General features: G+C 38.3%; 23 protein-coding genes. 9 read left to right on the forward strand and 14 right to left on the reverse strand.

Features of this window, described 5'->3' with window-relative positions; genetic code table 11:
• Nucleotides 1-7: 7 nt before the first annotated feature.
• Both ACSVI6_RS08535 and ACSVI6_RS08540 read left to right on the forward strand, forming a co-directional pair.
• Nucleotides 8-1,204, forward strand: a complete 1,197-nt coding sequence (locus ACSVI6_RS08535; protein ID WP_491721123.1) for a hydantoinase/carbamoylase family amidase — start codon at nucleotides 8-10, stop codon at nucleotides 1,202-1,204.
• A 10-nt stretch (nucleotides 1,205-1,214) separates the two neighbouring features.
• A complete protein-coding gene (locus ACSVI6_RS08540) occupies nucleotides 1,215-2,423 on the forward strand; it encodes a dicarboxylate/amino acid:cation symporter (protein WP_491721124.1) in 1,209 nt (402 codons plus the stop codon).
• Between the two features lie 277 nt (nucleotides 2,424-2,700).
• On the opposite strand, the gene ACSVI6_RS08545 is transcribed toward ACSVI6_RS08540, so the two are convergent.
• From ACSVI6_RS08545 to ACSVI6_RS08570, 6 genes are all read right to left on the reverse strand, one after another.
• Nucleotides 2,701-3,459, reverse strand: coding sequence for a hypothetical protein (locus ACSVI6_RS08545; RefSeq protein ID WP_491717348.1), 759 nt, complete (start codon nucleotides 3,457-3,459; stop codon nucleotides 2,701-2,703).
• 227 nt (nucleotides 3,460-3,686) lie between these two features.
• Nucleotides 3,687-4,121, reverse strand: a complete 435-nt coding sequence (locus ACSVI6_RS08550) for a GNAT family N-acetyltransferase (RefSeq protein WP_491721125.1) — start codon at nucleotides 4,119-4,121, stop codon at nucleotides 3,687-3,689.
• Between the two features lie 112 nt (nucleotides 4,122-4,233).
• Nucleotides 4,234-4,872, reverse strand: coding sequence for a VTT domain-containing protein (locus ACSVI6_RS08555; RefSeq protein ID WP_491717350.1), 639 nt, complete (start codon nucleotides 4,870-4,872; stop codon nucleotides 4,234-4,236).
• A gap of 103 nt (nucleotides 4,873-4,975) precedes the next feature.
• Nucleotides 4,976-5,689, reverse strand: a complete 714-nt coding sequence (locus ACSVI6_RS08560; protein WP_491720186.1) for a class I SAM-dependent DNA methyltransferase — start codon at nucleotides 5,687-5,689, stop codon at nucleotides 4,976-4,978.
• 204 nt (nucleotides 5,690-5,893) lie between these two features.
• Nucleotides 5,894-6,223 (reverse strand): branched-chain amino acid transporter permease, encoded by a 330-nt coding sequence (locus tag ACSVI6_RS08565; protein ID WP_491717352.1) that lies wholly within the window; start codon nucleotides 6,221-6,223, stop codon nucleotides 5,894-5,896.
• A complete protein-coding gene (locus ACSVI6_RS08570) occupies nucleotides 6,220-6,912 on the reverse strand; it encodes an AzlC family ABC transporter permease (RefSeq protein ID WP_491721126.1) in 693 nt (230 codons plus the stop codon). The genes ACSVI6_RS08565 and ACSVI6_RS08570 overlap by 4 nt, the downstream gene beginning before the upstream one ends.
• Nucleotides 6,913-7,011: 99 nt before the next feature.
• Here ACSVI6_RS08570 and ACSVI6_RS08575 point away from each other — a divergent pair, with 99 nt between their 5' ends.
• The 5 genes from ACSVI6_RS08575 (at nucleotide 7,012) to ACSVI6_RS08595 (ending at nucleotide 12,373) form a co-directional block, all read left to right on the forward strand.
• Complete coding sequence (locus tag ACSVI6_RS08575) at nucleotides 7,012-8,412, forward strand: aminotransferase-like domain-containing protein (RefSeq protein WP_491721127.1); 1,401 nt, start codon at nucleotides 7,012-7,014, stop codon at nucleotides 8,410-8,412.
• A 106-nt stretch (nucleotides 8,413-8,518) separates the two neighbouring features.
• Nucleotides 8,519-8,728, forward strand: a complete 210-nt coding sequence (locus ACSVI6_RS08580) for a helix-turn-helix transcriptional regulator (RefSeq protein ID WP_491721128.1) — start codon at nucleotides 8,519-8,521, stop codon at nucleotides 8,726-8,728.
• Nucleotides 8,715-9,263, forward strand: a complete 549-nt coding sequence (locus tag ACSVI6_RS08585; protein WP_491721129.1) for a DUF3278 domain-containing protein — start codon at nucleotides 8,715-8,717, stop codon at nucleotides 9,261-9,263. Before ACSVI6_RS08580 ends, ACSVI6_RS08585 begins: the two co-directional genes overlap by 14 nt.
• A gap of 161 nt (nucleotides 9,264-9,424) precedes the next feature.
• Nucleotides 9,425-10,399, forward strand: a complete 975-nt coding sequence (locus ACSVI6_RS08590) for an alpha/beta hydrolase (RefSeq protein WP_491721130.1) — start codon at nucleotides 9,425-9,427, stop codon at nucleotides 10,397-10,399.
• 18 nt (nucleotides 10,400-10,417) lie between these two features.
• Nucleotides 10,418-12,373, forward strand: coding sequence for a S53 family peptidase (locus tag ACSVI6_RS08595; protein ID WP_491721131.1), 1,956 nt, complete (start codon nucleotides 10,418-10,420; stop codon nucleotides 12,371-12,373).
• Nucleotides 12,374-12,433: 60 nt separating this feature from the next.
• On the opposite strand, the gene ACSVI6_RS08600 is transcribed toward ACSVI6_RS08595, so the two are convergent.
• From ACSVI6_RS08600 to ACSVI6_RS08610, 3 genes are all read right to left on the reverse strand, one after another.
• Entirely contained in the window at nucleotides 12,434-13,306 is an 873-nt protein-coding gene (locus ACSVI6_RS08600) for a DMT family transporter (protein WP_491721132.1), read from the reverse strand.
• 142 nt (nucleotides 13,307-13,448) lie between these two features.
• Nucleotides 13,449-13,739: a hypothetical protein gene (locus tag ACSVI6_RS08605; RefSeq protein ID WP_491717360.1), complete on the reverse strand. Its 291-nt coding sequence runs from the start codon at nucleotides 13,737-13,739 to the stop codon at nucleotides 13,449-13,451.
• Nucleotides 13,732-14,820, reverse strand: a complete 1,089-nt coding sequence (locus ACSVI6_RS08610) for a hypothetical protein (protein ID WP_491721133.1) — start codon at nucleotides 14,818-14,820, stop codon at nucleotides 13,732-13,734. Before ACSVI6_RS08610 ends, ACSVI6_RS08605 begins: the two co-directional genes overlap by 8 nt.
• Nucleotides 14,821-14,995: 175 nt before the next feature.
• Here ACSVI6_RS08610 and ACSVI6_RS08615 point away from each other — a divergent pair, with 175 nt between their 5' ends.
• Nucleotides 14,996-15,646 carry a hypothetical protein gene (locus ACSVI6_RS08615; RefSeq protein WP_491721134.1) on the forward strand — a complete coding sequence of 217 codons (651 nt, stop codon included), beginning with the start codon at nucleotides 14,996-14,998 and terminating at the stop codon, nucleotides 15,644-15,646.
• A 71-nt stretch (nucleotides 15,647-15,717) separates the two neighbouring features.
• Here the strand turns inward: ACSVI6_RS08615 and ACSVI6_RS08620 are convergent, their stop codons facing one another.
• The 5 genes from ACSVI6_RS08620 to ACSVI6_RS08640 form a co-directional block, all read right to left on the reverse strand.
• Nucleotides 15,718-15,966 carry a hypothetical protein gene (locus tag ACSVI6_RS08620; RefSeq protein ID WP_491720175.1) on the reverse strand — a complete coding sequence of 83 codons (249 nt, stop codon included), beginning with the start codon at nucleotides 15,964-15,966 and terminating at the stop codon, nucleotides 15,718-15,720.
• A 17-nt stretch (nucleotides 15,967-15,983) separates the two neighbouring features.
• On the reverse strand, nucleotides 15,984-16,202 hold the full coding sequence (locus tag ACSVI6_RS08625) for a hypothetical protein (protein WP_491721135.1): 219 nt from the start codon (nucleotides 16,200-16,202) through the stop codon (nucleotides 15,984-15,986).
• A gap of 12 nt (nucleotides 16,203-16,214) precedes the next feature.
• Nucleotides 16,215-16,457: a hypothetical protein gene (locus ACSVI6_RS08630; RefSeq protein ID WP_491721136.1), complete on the reverse strand. Its 243-nt coding sequence runs from the start codon at nucleotides 16,455-16,457 to the stop codon at nucleotides 16,215-16,217.
• Between the two features lie 9 nt (nucleotides 16,458-16,466).
• Nucleotides 16,467-16,682 (reverse strand): hypothetical protein, encoded by a 216-nt coding sequence (locus ACSVI6_RS08635; RefSeq protein WP_491721137.1) that lies wholly within the window; start codon nucleotides 16,680-16,682, stop codon nucleotides 16,467-16,469.
• Nucleotides 16,683-16,754: 72 nt separating this feature from the next.
• Entirely contained in the window at nucleotides 16,755-16,997 is a 243-nt protein-coding gene (locus tag ACSVI6_RS08640) for a hypothetical protein (RefSeq protein WP_491720172.1), read from the reverse strand.
• 246 nt (nucleotides 16,998-17,243) lie between these two features.
• Between ACSVI6_RS08640 and ACSVI6_RS08645 the strand changes: the two genes are divergently transcribed.
• Nucleotides 17,244-17,828 (forward strand): helix-turn-helix domain-containing protein, encoded by a 585-nt coding sequence (locus ACSVI6_RS08645; RefSeq protein ID WP_491717368.1) that lies wholly within the window; start codon nucleotides 17,244-17,246, stop codon nucleotides 17,826-17,828.
• Nucleotides 17,829-17,883 lie beyond the last annotated feature (55 nt).

Genomic DNA, 17,883 nt, shown 5'->3' on the forward strand with positions numbered 1-17,883 from the left:
CACTGTCATGGTGATGAAAGGAACGCTTAATTTAAACGATTGGTTAGATCAATTTACTGTTGATTCCGATGAAGGACAACACCGATTGGTTTATGATGAATACTGGATTGAAAATCAAATTCGGTTGATTCACTTAGGACAGCGACTGGGTTTTAAGGCGACCGTTGACATGGTTGGAAACGTCTTTTTAGACTTCATCGGGCAAACGGATTCGGTGATTGCGGTTGGTTCCCATATGGATACGGTCGATCATGGTGGTAAGTATGATGGACTATATGGCGTTTTGGGTGGATTAAAGGCGATTGTTGATACAGTATCCAAAAATGGCAAGCCGAATAAAACGCTGCGCTTGATCTCATTTAGTGAGGAAGAGGGGAGTCGTTTTCCCGCCACTTTTACGGGTTCGAAATACTATGTCAATAAAACGCTTCCGCCAAAATTAGTCGATGCAAATGGGACTAGCTTTGAAGCTGCTAGAAAAAAGGCCGTTGAGCAATTGACTAGTCAACCACAAGTTACTTTGCGTAATTGTGAGTTACCTGATGCTTTTACGGAATTACACATTGAACAGGGTCCCCAATTAGAAAGAACGAACGCATCGATTGGGTTAGTAAATTCGATCGTTGGGCAACGGCGCTATACTGTGGATATTAATGGACATGCTAACCATGCTGGAACGACACCGATGCAGGGGCGCTGTGATGCGCTAAGAAAAGGGTGTCATCTAATTGATTCGATTTATCAATTGGGCAATCGTTTTAAACAACCGTTCGTTTTGACGATTGGTAAAGTCATGAACCACCCCAACGTTAGCAACGTTATCAGTGGACAGTTTAGCTTTACGATTGATTGCAGGTCTGATTCTGAGGATCAACTGGATGATTTTGAATTCCGCTTAAATGAATTAGTTAAAAGGCAGCGTGGAATCATCGATCGTTATTTACAGGTTCCTGTTACCCAGTTAAACCATCAGCTTCTAAATGTTAACCAAGATTTAGCGCGTCAATCTGAAATCACATTTTTAGAAATGGCATCTGGAGCAGGACATGATAGTCAGATAATGAGCAAGGCCGTTGCGACTGCAATGGTATTTGTTCCCAGCAGTAATGGAATTAGCCATCGTCCCGATGAGTTTACAGTCGCTGCTGATCTAAATGCGGGGGTACATTTCTTATCGATGATCTTACAAAAACAAGCCTATTAGGAGACTGAAAATGAAGTTGAAACAGAACTTAACCCTGAAAATTCTTCTGGGAATGTTGATTGGAATCTTAATTGGTGGAATTGGTGGTTCCAAGGTGGCGTGGTTACAAATATTTGGTGAAATTTTTTTACGCCTTCTTCAAATGATAGTAATCCCACTGGTAACTTGTTCGGTAATTTCAGCTGTGGGCCACTTTTCCGTCGGTCAGTTTCGTAAGATTGGAATGCAAATGGTGATGATTTTTCTAGCCACCACGATTGCTGCAGCTGTGGTTGGTTTATTAGTCGGGTTACCAATTAGGTTGAACTTGAACCTAGCAAGTCACGCCAGCGGGTTGGTTCATAAACAGTCGCCTTCGATTTCCGATACGATTCTATCATTTTTTCCGCAGAATATTTTTGAAGCTTTAAGTGCCGGTCAGGTCATTCAAATCACGATTTTTGCAATTATTTGTGGATTTACAATTATGCGAATCAATCGTCGGGGGCAATTCGATTTAGTCTTGGGTGCGATTGATAAGTGTAATCATATTTTGATCGAAATGATGAATACGATCCTAATTGGTGCGCCGCTGGGGATTTACTCTTTACTAATCGGCAGTATCGCAACCAACGGGATAAAAATTTTATTCCCGCTATTGATGTTTATTATCATCTATGCGGTTGCTGTGATTTTATTTCTGATTGGTTTGATCTGTATTTGTAGTTTTAAAACACAGGTTTCGCCATTGAAAATTCTTTTGAAGTGTTCACGAATCATTCTAATTGCTGCGACTACGGCATCATCAGCCGCAGCATTACCAATGGAAATGCTTGATGCCAATAAACGTCTCGGTATCGGGGAATCCGTTCGCGAATTGGTTCTGCCATTAGGAATGACCCTAAATAGTAATGGCTTATCCATGTATCTAGGGTTAGCAAGTGTTACGATGTTGCAATTATTCGGAGTCCCGTTGACGGTGGGCATCGGATTGAAGATTATCATGGTATCGACGCTGGCCTGTCTTGGGACGGTCGTTATCCCAGGTGGTGGATTGGTATCACTAGCAATCGTTTTACCAACCCTTGGTCTACCAATCAGTGGGGTGGGAATCATTGCTGGAGCCGATTGGTTGATTGGTATCTTCAGGACCATCTTAAATGTGATGGGCGATGTTACAACGTCAATCATGATTGCTAAGGATGAGCATTCCATTGATTTAGACCGATTGAAAAATTAGTAAATGTAAATAAAAAAGCTGCGTCGTAGTTGATGTGTGCCCTAAAGTTTGTACATTAATATATTTTTTTCCTAGGCGGAAAGTTATCGGTATTGGATCGAGGACTTTCCGCCTAGTTTTTGTAATTTAGCTCCTTGATGTTAAAGAAATAATTTCTCCAATCACTTTCATGATCTTTTAGCACTAATGTTGGCCATACAAAAACACCCCTAAATTTTTTACAAACTTAAGGGTGTAGTGCTTAATATTTAGGATGAAATGAAAAATAAAAACATTCTTATTTTTGTAGGATCCCACAAGCTTCTTTAACAAAGTTTTCTGCTTGTGGTGAATCTGGCAATACAAAAGAAACTCTAGGATGATTCATAAAGTTGGTTAAAAGGTCAAAATGCCATTCATAGTTATCTGTGCTATTTATTTCACTATTAGTATATGCTGTTCCAACAGCATTACCAGTATTTCCATTAGCGTAAGCAACACCAAATGAATTGGATGAACCAGTAGAATGGGAACCGGTATGTACTCTTTCCCGACTTACTTCTTTTATGCAGTCTCTATTATAGACAACTAGTAGTGAATTATCAGCATCGAAATATATAACTATATCTTGATTATAGATAATACATTCTCTTTTAACTCTGAAACTTCTCCATGGTCCTAAGTTAAAATAATTAACTAATGGTTGAATAAAAGTATCTGTGTGCTGGTAACTAACGTTTGTAAAATGATTTTGAGCACGACTGTTCTTATCAAGCGCTGCATTAAAAAATGGTCCACGTCTACTCAAAAGAAAGGAAGCTATAAATAACAGTATTCCCGCAAAAGCAGTAAGTAAACTAGATGAAGCTACTAAAAAAATACCAATGATTGAAAACGCTACAGAAGTCGCATGATAAGAACTGCTTTTACGTTTATATTCCTTATATGCGATCGACCATCTATTGTTAGCCTCTATCCCTGGTTTCCAATGATATATATCTGGTAAACCAGTAAATGAGTACAAGTCCCATTGACCTGGAATATTAACTGATGACATAAGAATATTATCCTTTCCAATATAAACATTTGATATATTATAGTATATCATAATTATATTAAGGAATTAAATTAAAAAAGATTTTTCTACCCCCAACCGTATGTAAACGCTTCATTAAAACAATAAATCTTTAAAGTGATTTTTAAAAACATAATTGAAGTGGTTAATCATGAATTATGGAAAATTATTATCATTAGTCTCAGTAAGTCTTTTATGGCGTAGCGCTTTTAGTCTTTATGCCATTTCATTTGATACCTTACTTCGTTGGTGGCTTCTTCAATGAACTGCCCCTTGATCACGAAATCGTTTTGTTCATAGAACATAATGGCAGTGGGGTTCTTTAGGTACACTGAGGTACTAATCTGGGCAACTTCAGCTTTACATTGATTTAGTAACTGGGTAGCAATGTCTTGTTGGCGAAAATTTTGATCAACGAATGGACCGATCAGCTGATCATCTAAAATTGCTGCGCCTCCAATGATTTGCTCATCATTAATAGCAACGTAAACGGTGGCTGCCAAAAGTTGTTTTCTAATCGGACTGTAACGATTCATCCAGTAATCACTGCCGGCAAAGGCGTTTGCTGCTAAGTTACTTGTAAGCCAAATTGACATGATGCGCTTTAGTTGCGCCTTAGTAGTTTGGTTGATTTTAGTGATCATTTTTTAAAGCCCCCAGTTAATATCTTAATTATCATTATATGCTAGACAACTGTTGACTACAATTAAAAGCGGCCCCCTTACTACTTGCTTAAGGGGACCGCTTTTCTGAATGTTATTTCTTTACTTTTTGGCGAATCAAGCCAATTAATGCTGGGATTAATGAAACCACGATGATCCCTAATACGACTGCCGAGAAGTGCTCTTGAATGAATGGAATGTTACCAAAGAAGTAACCAGCCCCACAACACAGCAATACCCAGGCGAATCCGGAAGTCACGTTGTAAAAAATGAACTTTTTGTAATTCATCTTCCCGGTGGCCGCGATGAACGGCACCAGCGTCCGTAAGATTGGAATGAAGCGGGCTAAAAAGACCGCTGCTGCACCGTGTTGATCAAAGAATTGGCGCGTACTATCAAGGTGGCTGGGCTTGATGACTTTTTGAACCCACTTGTGGTCCAGTAATTTTAAGCCGACCTTCTCACCGACCCAGAAGTTGATCGAATCACCAACAATGGCGGCGATTAGGAAGATTGCGATAAAAATCCAGATGTTCAACGAATAACTAGCGTTAGCAGATAGCGCGGCAGCTGCGAACAGTAATGAATCCCCTGGCAAAAATGGCATAATTACCGCTCCAGTTTCCAACAGGATCACTATGAATAAAATGAGATAAGTCCAGTTACCAAATGTGTTAACAATATTGATAATGTGTTGATCAATATTTAAAATAAAATCAATTAAAGCACCCAAATTAATACTCCTTGTATAATTAATAATTATATTCTAACAGAATGATAATCAATAAATTTAGATTGGGAGTTTAATTTATGAAAAAATCAATAAATGCTGCCGATTATTGTTTTTGGCCCATGATTGCTACGTAACCGCCACTTCTAAAACCCGCAACGGGTTCTTCAACGAAATCATTAGTGTAGAGTGGATTGGCAAGGAGGGTCTGTTGGGTATTAACGTTTATTAATTGCAACTCGTTTTCAAACAGTGCCTTTTTATCCCGTGCGGTCCATGAATAAAATGAACCAGTCAGTTCAACGGGGTAGGGATGCGCTGGTGCAATCGCACGCAGGTATTTTGAATCGTAGCTGCCTTCGCTTGACGCGATGTGATAAAGCATTCCGTATGCACTTTCTAACGGGATGTCAAGTGAAATAAAGCGTCCGCCTGGTTTTAAAGCTTTAAGGCAGTGTTGATAGGCGAACTTGAGGTCCTTAATATAGCTCGAACTGCCGTTGAAATAGATCACATCATAAGTATCCGCTGGTAGCTCGACGGCTTCGGCGGTACTGATCGTAACGTTTAGTCCCCGTTTTTTTGCGATTGCTGCCATGTCTGTGGATGGTTCAATCCCATCAAAGAGTGGCAACGAGTAGTGGCGATGGAGGGCATCTTCAAACAACCCGCTCCCACAGCCGATCGAAAGGACGCGTTCGGTGGCCGCCCCTGTTAAGGTAGCCTTCAATAACTTTAATTCACTTAAAAAGACCTGTTGATTGGCCATGAACCATTGATCGTATTCAGTTGCATAGCCGTCAAAAATTGCTTTATGCATTTCATAAAACCTCCAAGAAATTAATACTTGGTGAGTTCAATCGACACTTTGGTTTTCGCTTCCCTACGCGAGCATTGTCTCACAGGTTCGAAGGGTTCCAAAAAAGGTCTCAGTCAAAAAACTCCCCTAGCAACTTTAATTATAGGGGAGTTTTGGCAAAATTGCATATTAAATTGAATTGACGGGGCGATTAATCTGATGATTTTAAAAATGCACAAAGTTGACCAATACAATATAGGTTGCCGTTCCCGCTAAGATTGAAATCATCATGTTCTTCTTCCAAAAGTGCAGCCCCAGCGTGACCGCCCCAGCAATGATGCCAAAGAGCGTTTCTTGGTTAACATTTATAATTTGATCCTTATAACAATAAATCACTAAGATGCCCAAAATGGCTGGAGGCAAATAATCACCCAGGTACTTGACGAACTTAGGGGTCGGTTTATTTTCGGGAAAGACGAAGAACGGCACGAACCGCGTCGCCATTGTGGTGATTGAGGCAATCGCGATTGTTAAAATTTGTTCAGTTAAGCTCATTTTGCCACCTCCCGTTTGTACTTCACCTGTAAGATAGCCACCATTACAATTAAGCTAACCAATAAGAACCATTGGGATCCGAAGATAAATAGTGCCAAAAAGGTGACGACTAGTCCAGTAATGGTACTAAAATGACTCTTTTCGTTCATGAATTGATTAGCAAATAGGACCAAGAATAATGCAGTCATCACAAAGTCTAATCCGGGCAGCTTAATGGTGATCAAGCCACCTAAGACGCCCCCTAAAAAGGCACCAAAGACCCAGTACGCATAGTCTAGGAGGGTGACGTAGAACATAAATTCCTTATGGTCAATATTTTCTGGGACCTTAGTCGCATAGTTGATGGCAAAGGTTTCATCACACATTCCAAAGACCATGAAAATCTGTTTACGACCGGTCCCGCGGTACTTTTGCAACATTGAGATCGCATAGAACAGGTGGCGCGAATTGATGATGAACGTTAAAAAGAACACTAACCAAGGGTTGAATTTGCCCAATAGTAGGTTGGCAATCACAAATTCAACTGAGCCACCGAAAATAGTGGCAGCCATTAACGTTGGGTATAGAAAATTGAAGCCGCTTTGGTGCATGTAAATTCCGTATGTAGCGCCCAAAAATATAAATCCCGCCATGATCGGAATCGTTTTTTGAAACGCAAATTGAAATGATTGATTTTTCAAGCTAATCACGTCCTTAATTATGTTTATATCCGATTATAAGAACATAAGTGAGTACAATCAATGCTATAATTGTACTCATTACAATTTTAATCGAAAGAAGTGAACGACATGTCGATCAATATTTTTACTGACTACCCGCTCAGTTGGCGTCCCGACCGTGCGCAATTGAAACGGCCCTACTATCAATCGCTAGTTATCCAGATGCAACAAGCCATTGATAACGAAACCCTACTACCAGATACTAAGCTGCCGCCGCAACGCGAATTAGCCGACTTTTTAGACATTGGCTTTGCGACGGTTACCAGGGCCTATAAATTGAGCCAACAGTTAGGGTTGACTTATGGAATGGTGGGCCGTGGTACCTACGTGGCTAAAAATGTGCACGGTCTGCAGACCATTTCAAGAAACGATGCCCAAAATATTAAGGAATTAGGCTTTAATGCCTCCTTTGAGAACAACAACGGCCTTTTAAAATCAACAATTGAGGAAGTCGCCAATCAGAACAACCTAATTGATTTATTGAACTATGATGAACCATCGGGGATGTTAAAGCATCGGTTGATTGCTAGCCACTATCTGGATCAAGTTGGGATGACGGTCAATAAGCAAAATACGATGGTTATTTCGGGTGGGCAAAACGCCCTAACCGTAATTTTAATGAGTCTCTTTAATAGTGGCGATAAGATTGCGGTGGATCAATTCACCTATGCGAATCTAATTGAGCTTGCTCGGATGCGGGGCATCGAGTTGATCCCAATTAATGGGGATGAAGCGGGGATGTCCGCCCAGTCATTAGCCCAACAATGTCGCAATAAAAATATTAGTGGTGTTTATTTAATGCCAGATTATAGCAACCCGACCACGATTACGATTTCTGAACAACGGCGGGCCGAACTGGCGCACGTAATTGCAACGCAAGGACTCATTTTGATTGAAGATGATTACCTAAACTTTTTAAATTTATACCGAACCAAACCGTTGACGAAGCTAAGTAACCTCGTCCCAAACCAAAGTGTTTACATCTGCAGCATGTCCAAATCGCTAGTTTCAGGATTACGGGTCGGCTTTATCCGAATGGCCAATCAATTTAAGCAACCGCTTGAAAATGCGATCTTCAACATCAATGTGAAGACGTCTGCTTTGGATGTTGAAATTGTGACTCGGGCGTTACAAAACGGGGTCGCTGGTAAAATTATGCAACGCAAACTGGATGCTGTTGTGAAAGCCAATACAATTTTTGATGAAGTGTTCGCAATTCCAAAAGTTGCCAATGATTACCGCTTCTTTAGGATCATTAAAGTTGATCGGGCGTTTTCTGGCAAGCAGATGGAAGAGACATTCCTGAAAAGTGGTATTCGACTGTTCCATTCAGATAAATTTCTGGTGGGTTCAGAAGATGAGACTGCCTTTTTGCGGGTTTCTTTAACTTCTTTAAAAAGTGGAGAAGAACTGCACGCCACCTTAGTGAATTTAAAACGCATATTATTGATCAATGGGTTTATTAAATAGTGGATATTGATATTCAAGATAATTTTAGAATTGACATATTAATTTTTTAATGTAATATATAAATTACATAAAGGAATATATATGTTACCTGAATGGAGTAATTGAAATGGATAATAGGGTAAAAATAACGCGAATGACCAGGGGGCTCCAGCAAAATGAATTGGCCAAAATGGTGGGGATCTCACGGCAGACGCTGAGTTTGATTGAAAAGGGGCAGTACAACCCGTCCTTGAAGCTATGTATTCACATTGCCAGGGCGTTGCGGACTGATCTGAATAGTTTATTTTGGGAGGAAAATAAGGATGAAGCAAAATAATGAGTCATTATACATGCGATTTTTAAAACAATTTTACGGGATTCAGGGGCCGCTGGATGAATATCGGGAAAGTGCAATTAATAAAATCGGTAATCGGTCATTTTTGTTTTTATTTGGCTACCTAAGCCTTGAGACATTCATCACTAGTTTATTGATTTTTACGGTTGATGCGAAAGTGCTATTATGGATAATTCTAATTACTAACTTTTTAGTATTTTTGGGAATTTGTATGCATACGGCCCGCCAAGTATCCAAGTTAAGGTTAGATCTGGTCGAAGTGGATAGCAACGATGAATATCGGCATTTAATCCAAAAAGCAAAACGTCGGATAATCTGGTCAACGATTTTATTTTTCTTAGTGGGGCGGACGACATTTATTTTAATGGTTATTTTTGATCCAGATAACCATCAGTCCATTTTCAGCTTAATTTGGGATCTAAGGAGCAATTTAAGCATGCTAGTTACTTCAATATCTGTCTCTCTTTCCATTTATTGGCTTCAAAAACGAAAAATTGATCGTGATAATCAAGAATAAAATGCTGATGAAAAGCCATGCAATGATTCATTGCTTGTCAGAATGTTGCAAACCGATGATCTTGGTTGGTTCAAAAAACTCCGAAGTGGGTTAAAATATAAGTAAACTTGATTGGGGATGTTGTAATCAGCATCCCCACTACATAATTGGAGCTGGTCGAATTGAAGCACATTAAAATCATAACTAGTAGCGCTTTAGTCACTTTGGCCGCTGAAGAGTTAATTGCACGGCATCATTCACGGAGCTTTATGGCCCAAGTGGTTCGCCATTTCCTCCCCTTCATTCACGCAGTACCATCGATTCAAACGGCGGCTGATTATCAACTTGCCCTTCAGAAGAGTAAGCAACCTTATTTGCTACCAACGTTAATTCAAAAGACTTACCACGTTCATAATTATAATGGTGCTAGGGATGTTTTGGTGATCAATCCCAGTCGTCTTAGTAATCCCAACCAAGTCGTTTTTTATTTGCATGGTGGTGGTTATTTTGGGCAACCGTTTCCGCAACACTTTCAATTAGTTGATAAGTTGGCAACCCAACTGGGAAGTCGGGTAATTATGCCCATTTACCCGAAAGCACCTGCTCATGATGCGCTTGATACAGTGGCGATGGTGATGCGAACTTATCAACGGGTTCATAAAAGTGAATCAGCTCGAATCATTTTAGTTGGTGATTCTGCAGGTGGTGGTTTGGTGTTATCATTAATGCAACAACTGCGCGACCAACGCTTGCCACTACCTGAGCGGGCCGTTTTGTTATCGCCCTGGTTGGATGTTTCGAATACGAATCCCAAGATGCTTGCGGTTCAAACCTATGATCCAGTGTTGAACCTAGCGAACTTAACGCGGCTTGGTCGCATCTACGCTAGATCTGTGGGGACTACTGACCCATTAGTTAGTCCCATCTATGGAAGCTTAGCTGATTTACCGCCCATTTTAACAATCACTGGCACTGCAGATATTTTGGCACCTGATGCTTTGAAATTACAGCAATTAGCTGATATCAATCGTTGGGCGGTCTTTACGAATAGTTATCATGCAATGAATCACGACTTTATCTTATTCCCAATTCCAGAAGCTAAGCGCGCTTTGACAGAGATAACTGATTTTATAAAACACGGTGAATTAAAATTTTAATGAATGGGGGAATGAATAATGAAGATTAAATATGGGCACCCTTTGCTGAAATTTTTATTTACCTTGTTAGTGGGCCTAGCTATCGATAGTGCAAATGGGATCAATGTGAATGCTAGTAACGCTAAACCTATTTATCGAAATGTGAACCCCAATCAAGAACAAACGGTAACAATCGGCTTGAAAAATCACAATAATCAACAACTGGATCGGTTTATTTACCAAACCGTAGATCCCAAGAGTAAAAATTATCGCAAGTATTTAACTCCCCAACAATTTGGTCTTAAGTATGGTTTGTCTGATCGAAAGGTGGCCGTGGTTGAAAAGTTCATGGCTAAGAATCACTTGAAATCAGATACCTATCCAGGGCATTTATTAATGACTGTTACTGGAAAAACGAAGGATCTGGAGCGGACCTTTCACTTTAAGTTAAGACAAACAACGAATCAAAAGCATAATTATCAAATTGATTCTGGCACTGCCAGGGTAAAGCAATCAATTAGTAAATACGTTACGTTCATCGATCAGCTCGGTTTAAGGATCCCCATTACCGATAATAAGACTGATCCTAGTAAGCAAACGCTTAGTACGTTGGATAAAATAAAGGATTCAAACATCAGTGATCGTTCTTATAGGAAATTCGGTCGTGCTTATGATACTGGTTCATTATATGCAAAGGGGAGTTATGGTCAGAAGCAAACGATTGGAATTATTAGTGATAGTAATTTTAAAATGATTGATGTTTCCGCATACCTCAAAAAACAAAGGGTTGATTCTGACAATGAACGGATCAAAAGAGTCTACGTTAATAAGCAACTGGCCAAAGATAAGGGCGATAGAATGGAAGTAACGATGGACGTTGAGCAGGCCAGTGCGATTGCTCCCAAGGCAAATATCAACGTCTATTTAGGAAACGATAATTACTCAGGATACTTTCTTACTTCGTATGCAACAGCCATTGCTAAGGATAATGTGGACGTGCTTTCCAGTAGTTTTGGGCTGTTAGAAAACCAGTTGGCAAATAGTATTCGGAAAATTAAGGGTGAAACTGACCTATTGGAAATGCTGTTAAAGCAAGCCGCTGCTCAGGGAATTACTGTATTTAACGCAGCGGGTGATAATGGTGCTTATGGATTTGCGATGGGCAGCAAAGAACGGGGCGTTTTTCTTCCTGCTTCTTCACCGTACGTTACTGCAGTTGGTGGGACGACATTACCATTTAAAAATGTTTCATTTTCGGATGCATTCGGTTTTACGCCCACTACAGGGAATCGATCAGTCTCATTAGCTCATGAATCAACTTGGAGCAATACGACTAGTTTGAGTTATTTATTTGGCGGGAAATTTGTTGCTGAACAGCTTCTTCAACATCTATTGTCAGCGGCTAAGACCGACAAAGAAAGACAAGCCGTTGAAAAAGTGCTCGATGATGCATCAGATAGTAAAATTGATTCAACCTATCTTGCCAATGTTTTCCTTGGTGGCGGGGGTGGGTTTAGTGCCTATTTTAAGCGACCAGATTATCAAGTTGGCATCAGTGGTGTGGGGACTTATAACGCTAGACAATACGTTGACGTCACCAAGGGGGTATTAAATGCTAACTCGCAGTTAATAACGGGGCATGCAAGTGGCAGAAACGTGCCGGATATATCTGGAAATGCTGATGTTTTAACCGGTTATAATATTTATATTGACGGTAAGTATGATCCATCAGGGGATGGGACGAGCGTTGTGACTCCTCAAATGGCTGCAATGGCAGCGGTGATTAATAGTGCGCAAAATAAACGGATGGGCTTTTGGAATCCGCAAATTTATCGGTTTGCTAAGACAGCGACATCACCGTTCACACCGCTGAATAGTACTGATGATAATAATCTTTACTATACTGGGCAACCAGGTAAAATTTACAATCAGGCTAGTGGTCTGGGGACGGTTAATTTTACTAAGTTAAACGCCGCGTTCTCAAAAGCGAAATAAAATCATAACTGAATCTGTCATAATTAATATAGAACGCCCTTTATGACATAAACAGGTTAGTTAATCATTTCGAGCAAGTAGGATACTACCAATAATCATGAATATTAAAGCAAAAATAAAATTGGCAGTAATGTTTTCTTGGAATAATAGAAATGAAATTCCTACTGATATAAATGGAGCAATCGCATAGTATGCACTAGTTTTGGCAGCTCCAATGTATCGTTGGGCCATTATATATAAAATAATACTAATCCCATATGCAATAAAACCAAGGCAAAGGGCGATTAGAATGGTGGTTAGATTAGGGATTTTTTCCTTTAGTACTGGAACAAAGAAGAGACTCCCAATGCCTACCCCCATCCCCTTAGCAACTACGACTTGGAGTGGGTTTCGATCGGATAACACTTTGGTAAAATTATTTTCTAATCCCCAACAGATTGTTGCAATGATTGCTAGAATTGATCCTAACGATATACTAAGGTGTGCCGCATCATTGATACTTAACATGATGCTAGCGATGGTAATAATAAAAATTGCTAGTGCAGTGAGCTTACTAATTTGTTCTTTAAAAAATAGCAATGCAATTATTGCAGTATCAACAATTTCAAAATTACCAAGCAGTGCGATATTGGAAGAAGAGGTTAATTGCACTCCAATATTCATCAAAATGCTAGCCGCAATGTTAAATCCAATCACTGCAATAACACTTGGAATATCAGAAATCATTAATCGAGATCCGAAGTCCATCTTGGTGGGCTTTAAAATTAAAAGTAAAATGAGTGTGCCAATTCCAGTTCCCAAGTATAAAAATGCTGATAAATATGCTGGTGGACAGTTTTTGATTATTAACTTAGCGATTGGCGGGTACAATGCATATAGTGATGCTGATCCAATTGCATATGTGATTGCTTTAGAATTTTTAGTATTTTTCATTTGATTTATCCTAACTGTTTAGTAACTTGAGTTTATTTATATCCAATAGTCAATAAATATAACATTTATCGCAAAATATTTATTTAGTTAAAAATGGATACTCAAGGGTTTTGAAACGTCCTTGAGCATCCATTTCTTAATTTTATGCAATTTCCTTAATTTTTAAATGAATGTTAGCTTGACCACCGAAGTGAAATCCATATTGTTGAAAATCTACTAGCATTTCAGGAAGGGCCTTTTTAGTATTGAACCACCATTGAAGGCGGTATTGGATTCCTGGATATGTCCATTCGTTTTCTTGAAAAGTAACGTGGATAAGGTTTTGATTGTCGGTGTGGTACACTACTTGGGATGTTTGATTCTTTAAATTTAGTTTTAAGATTAGGAATGGTAAGTCACCGATTGAAAAAGTGAGTTCAACGTTATCAGTCATTTTTAGATTCCCTTCTTTTAAATGATTGGCTGTTAGATATATCTTGATAAAGGGTTTTCAATTGGGGATGTTGAAGCATTTGTTTGAAAGTAATGATCTTCATTTTAGCAAAGTTTTTATATGGGACGTCTTCAGACTGAATTTGATCGTTTAGAGCGGCTAGATCAGCATTGACCGCTGCCATGTTAATTTGAAATGGTTTGAAGTGGTGGGTGGTTAAGAATTCTATTTCAAATCCCAGTACGTCAATCGTTTTAGCTGTTCCACTGAGCATCGACGTCTCTTGTTGGATCATGTCCGATACGTTAGATTTTACTTGCATTTCATGAAACTCTGGATCATCATCAAAACTGTATTTAGCTTCGAAGCCAGGCGTCCAACTGGGTAATCTAGCACAACGACCATAGTCCATGTTCAACGGAATGGTTTGGTTAGTTTTGAAGTTTTGGATAACTGTAAAATTGCCAGGGTTACCAATCCGATCCGAATTGCCAGTTAAAATATCAAATCCAGTCTCTTGAACCAAAAACTGCTTTGCGAGCGGTTCATCCATTCCCATTTTAACGAACTGTTTGGTCAAATTATCCAAGCGCGTCTGGGCATCTTGATCATAAATTTCATTCGCAAAATATTTTTGATCAACGAATCCATGTTTTTCATCATTTCGGATTCCCAAGTTCAATTCAAATTCATAATCGTTTTTGAGAAAGTTTTTGGAAAGAGTCCCGTGTTCCACCTGTTTACCGTTAGCAACGGGTTGATAACGATAGTCAACGAACCGTCCGTTATAAGGTTCAGGTTGAATGTGACGTGCCAAGCAGCTAACCATGGCCTCAGCGACGGCGGAATATTTATAGTCATATTGATTTTCCCAACTACCATTTTGGTTCGGAGTCAGTGCGTCTAATTTTAAGAATGGTTCTCGCGTGGGGGCATCTGGAAACTTAAGCGTGCCTTTCTTTTGCATCCCCGAAACGTGTTGTTTACCGAATTGAATGGGATCATCAATGATCAACAATTGATGGTTATTATTATCATAATGAGTCGTAATTGGCTTTAAGGTCGGATTGCGTTCAACCATGAAAAACATCCCTTCTAATTGATTATTGGTGGCTTAAAAAGTAAGTATAATTATATAATATAATAATTATATGGTTTTAGAAATTATAATACAATTTAAGCAATTCTGATTGACTTTTTTATAATTATATTATAAGTTTAATATGTATTAAAATTAATTTTGGAGTGATATACATATGAAATTTAAAAAGCATTTATCAGTATTGTTGGCTGTGACAGCATTAAGTGGCTTTTCTGCCCAAATGATTAGTTCGTTTAATCCAAATACCGTTCACGCTGCTAGTCAAAGTAGTAAATCCTTAGTTACTAAAGTTTCCTTAAAGTATGATAAGGCAATTCAGCTCAACCTTGCTACTTTTAGTGATGCTTATGATTACACAATTAAAGTTCCTAAAAATAATGATAATTTGTCTAGTTTAAGTCCAAAGTACCCTAATTCCTTTAAGGGCCTTAGTCAGGCTGCTGCTGGATTAGTAAAGAATCTTAATAAAACGATGGATAAATATGTTAAAGGCGACAAAAGTACCAAACCAAAGGAAGATTTTGTTGGCAGAAGTCAGGCGGTAGTTGGCTTGTCAAATGCTGTTGATGGTGCACATAGAGGGGCGTTACCATTAATTAAAAATAAAATTAATCAAAAGGATTATAAAAAGCTTCAATTAATTCATTCAAAAATTATTAAAGATTTTAGTAATAAGAAAATAGAAAAGGAAGTTTATGCTGCTGATAAACCTAGTAAAAAAAGATACGCGGTTATTACTCGTGACTGGGAATTATCAAAATCATATCTAACTGAACTTTCAAAAGTGTTTGCGAAGCTAAAATAAAAAAACAGGACCTGGTTTTAGACCACGTCCTGTTTTTTATTTGCATTCAAAAAATAGTTTACAGCTCATTATTAATCATCTGGTTCTTCTAAAATGTATTCATTGGGACCTAACTGCTTAACTTCAATGTTCCAAAGTGGAGTGAAAATGATATCTGAACCACTAAACTCAATGATTAATTGCGGGTCATCATAAGCAGTGATCGTATCATCGGTGGGGATGGTAAGCATAAATAAGAGAGTATTATCCTGCTGATCATAAAAGTAAACCATCGAATCTTGGTAATAAAAAGTTTGATTGTTAATCGTTACATTTTGCATCGCTTTTCTCCATATAACTAATCTAGCATTTCAATTAGATAATGATTTTCAGTTTCTTCAAAAATATTGATGAATTTTTCGGGATGAAAAGTTAATTTGCCATCGATAATATCAATCACTAATTGAGTTTCTGAATTATGAATGAATGCAATTCTTTCATTATTGAAATCTGCAAAACAGGTGGTTTGCTTTTCGTTATATTTAAATAAATAATTTTTAATTTGAGCTATTTTCATGTGTTATTCCTTTTACTTCAAGATGATTTGGTATTGCAAGGTGGCCGTTCTAACTATTTGCACTTCGGCATCAACCGCAGATTCTGTGGGAATCGAAAACGCTAGCTGTTCGTTCACTAATTCAACTTTTAAGATCACATCTGCATAATGATGATCTAAAAAAATAATTTTGCTTAAGTCTTTATTAGTAACAATGTTTGCGCTGCGTGAATCAAATTTAATTTTAAACTTACCAATCGAGACTTCTTGCTCCATTTATTTCTCCTATTGATTTTTAATGATTTTGTACTTTTTGGCTGCTAGTTTTTGGAATGAGACCCCATAACGGGGCTTTAAAATTAATTGATCATCCTTAACACTAATATGAATCATGACCTCGTTTTGAGTTTTGAAAAAAACCAGACTATTTTGGTCGATCATGAATTCTGGGGTCCCTGGTTCAAATTCAAATTGGTAGCCCTTAAATAAAATTGGTTGCATGTCTGATACCGATCCTTTAACTTTATTTTGAGCAAAAATTTAATTTAATTATACGGATTTCATTAAAAAATATCAAAAAATAGTCGTAATGGATGCGATCCAAAATAGGACCGCCAAGCCAAGGAACCAAATGTTATTGTTGCTCTTATCATAAACGAATCTGCCGTAGCAAAATGAACCAGTAAAAAAGAGGGTAAAGAACATAATATTGAACAATGTCGATTGAATTGATAATGAAATGATGGTGAATGGAATGATAATCATCGTTAAACTGATTACCGCAACGCCAAAGGAAAATGAATTTTTTCTACTCATGATAATCACCTCTATTTGAATTACTGATGGTTTGATAATTATCAATATAACTGAGTTGATTTGAATAGTAAATACTACATTAATCTTTCTTTACGAACTAAATACTAAATTAATTTTTATCAATTAAAAAAATAATTTCATCCATAAAGACTGTTATATCAACATGTCAATGATTCTTTGCTTGCTATCAATTTGAGTTTTAGTAATAATATCGTTAATAAGGAAATGACTTTAGGAGGAATCAGCATGAAATTTGGCGAACGACTGAAAAAGCAACGCATCGCAATGGGGTTGACCCAAGCGGATGTGGCGCAGCAATTTTCAATTACGCGGCAAACAGTTTCCAGTTGGGAAAATGAGAAGAGCTATCCAGATATTGATAGTTTGGTGAAATTGAGTGATTATTACCACGTTTCGTTAGATACGTTATTAAAAGAAGATACGGGGATGCGTGATTATTTGAAGAAGGCAGACGTCAAAATGGCATTAAAACCGATTTTATGGGTGCTGCTCTTAATTGATTTCTTCTTTACGGCCGTAATGATTTGGAATCAATACTGGCCAATCAACAACGGCCACGTCCTAAGACTCATCATCATCATCATTTCAATGGCGGTCGTATTTGCCCTGGCTAGGCTTCGGAAGTTTTATAATTCACTATCAATTGAATCTAACAGGCCGTTTAGTAAGAAAATGCTAGCGGCAATTGTTATTTTAATGGTGAGCATGGGCATCTTTGGGTTGCTCAATGATGATTACTTTTTGATCGGGATAGCAAGTGGGGGCATTGGAATGGTGATTGCACTCGTTGTTGAATCAAAAAATAATTAACAATGGAAACTGCATCCTAAAAAATGGTTCTTAGCAGCTGGAGGTTGGACTTCGG

The organism is Nicoliella sp. ESL1106 (assembly GCF_058509965.1).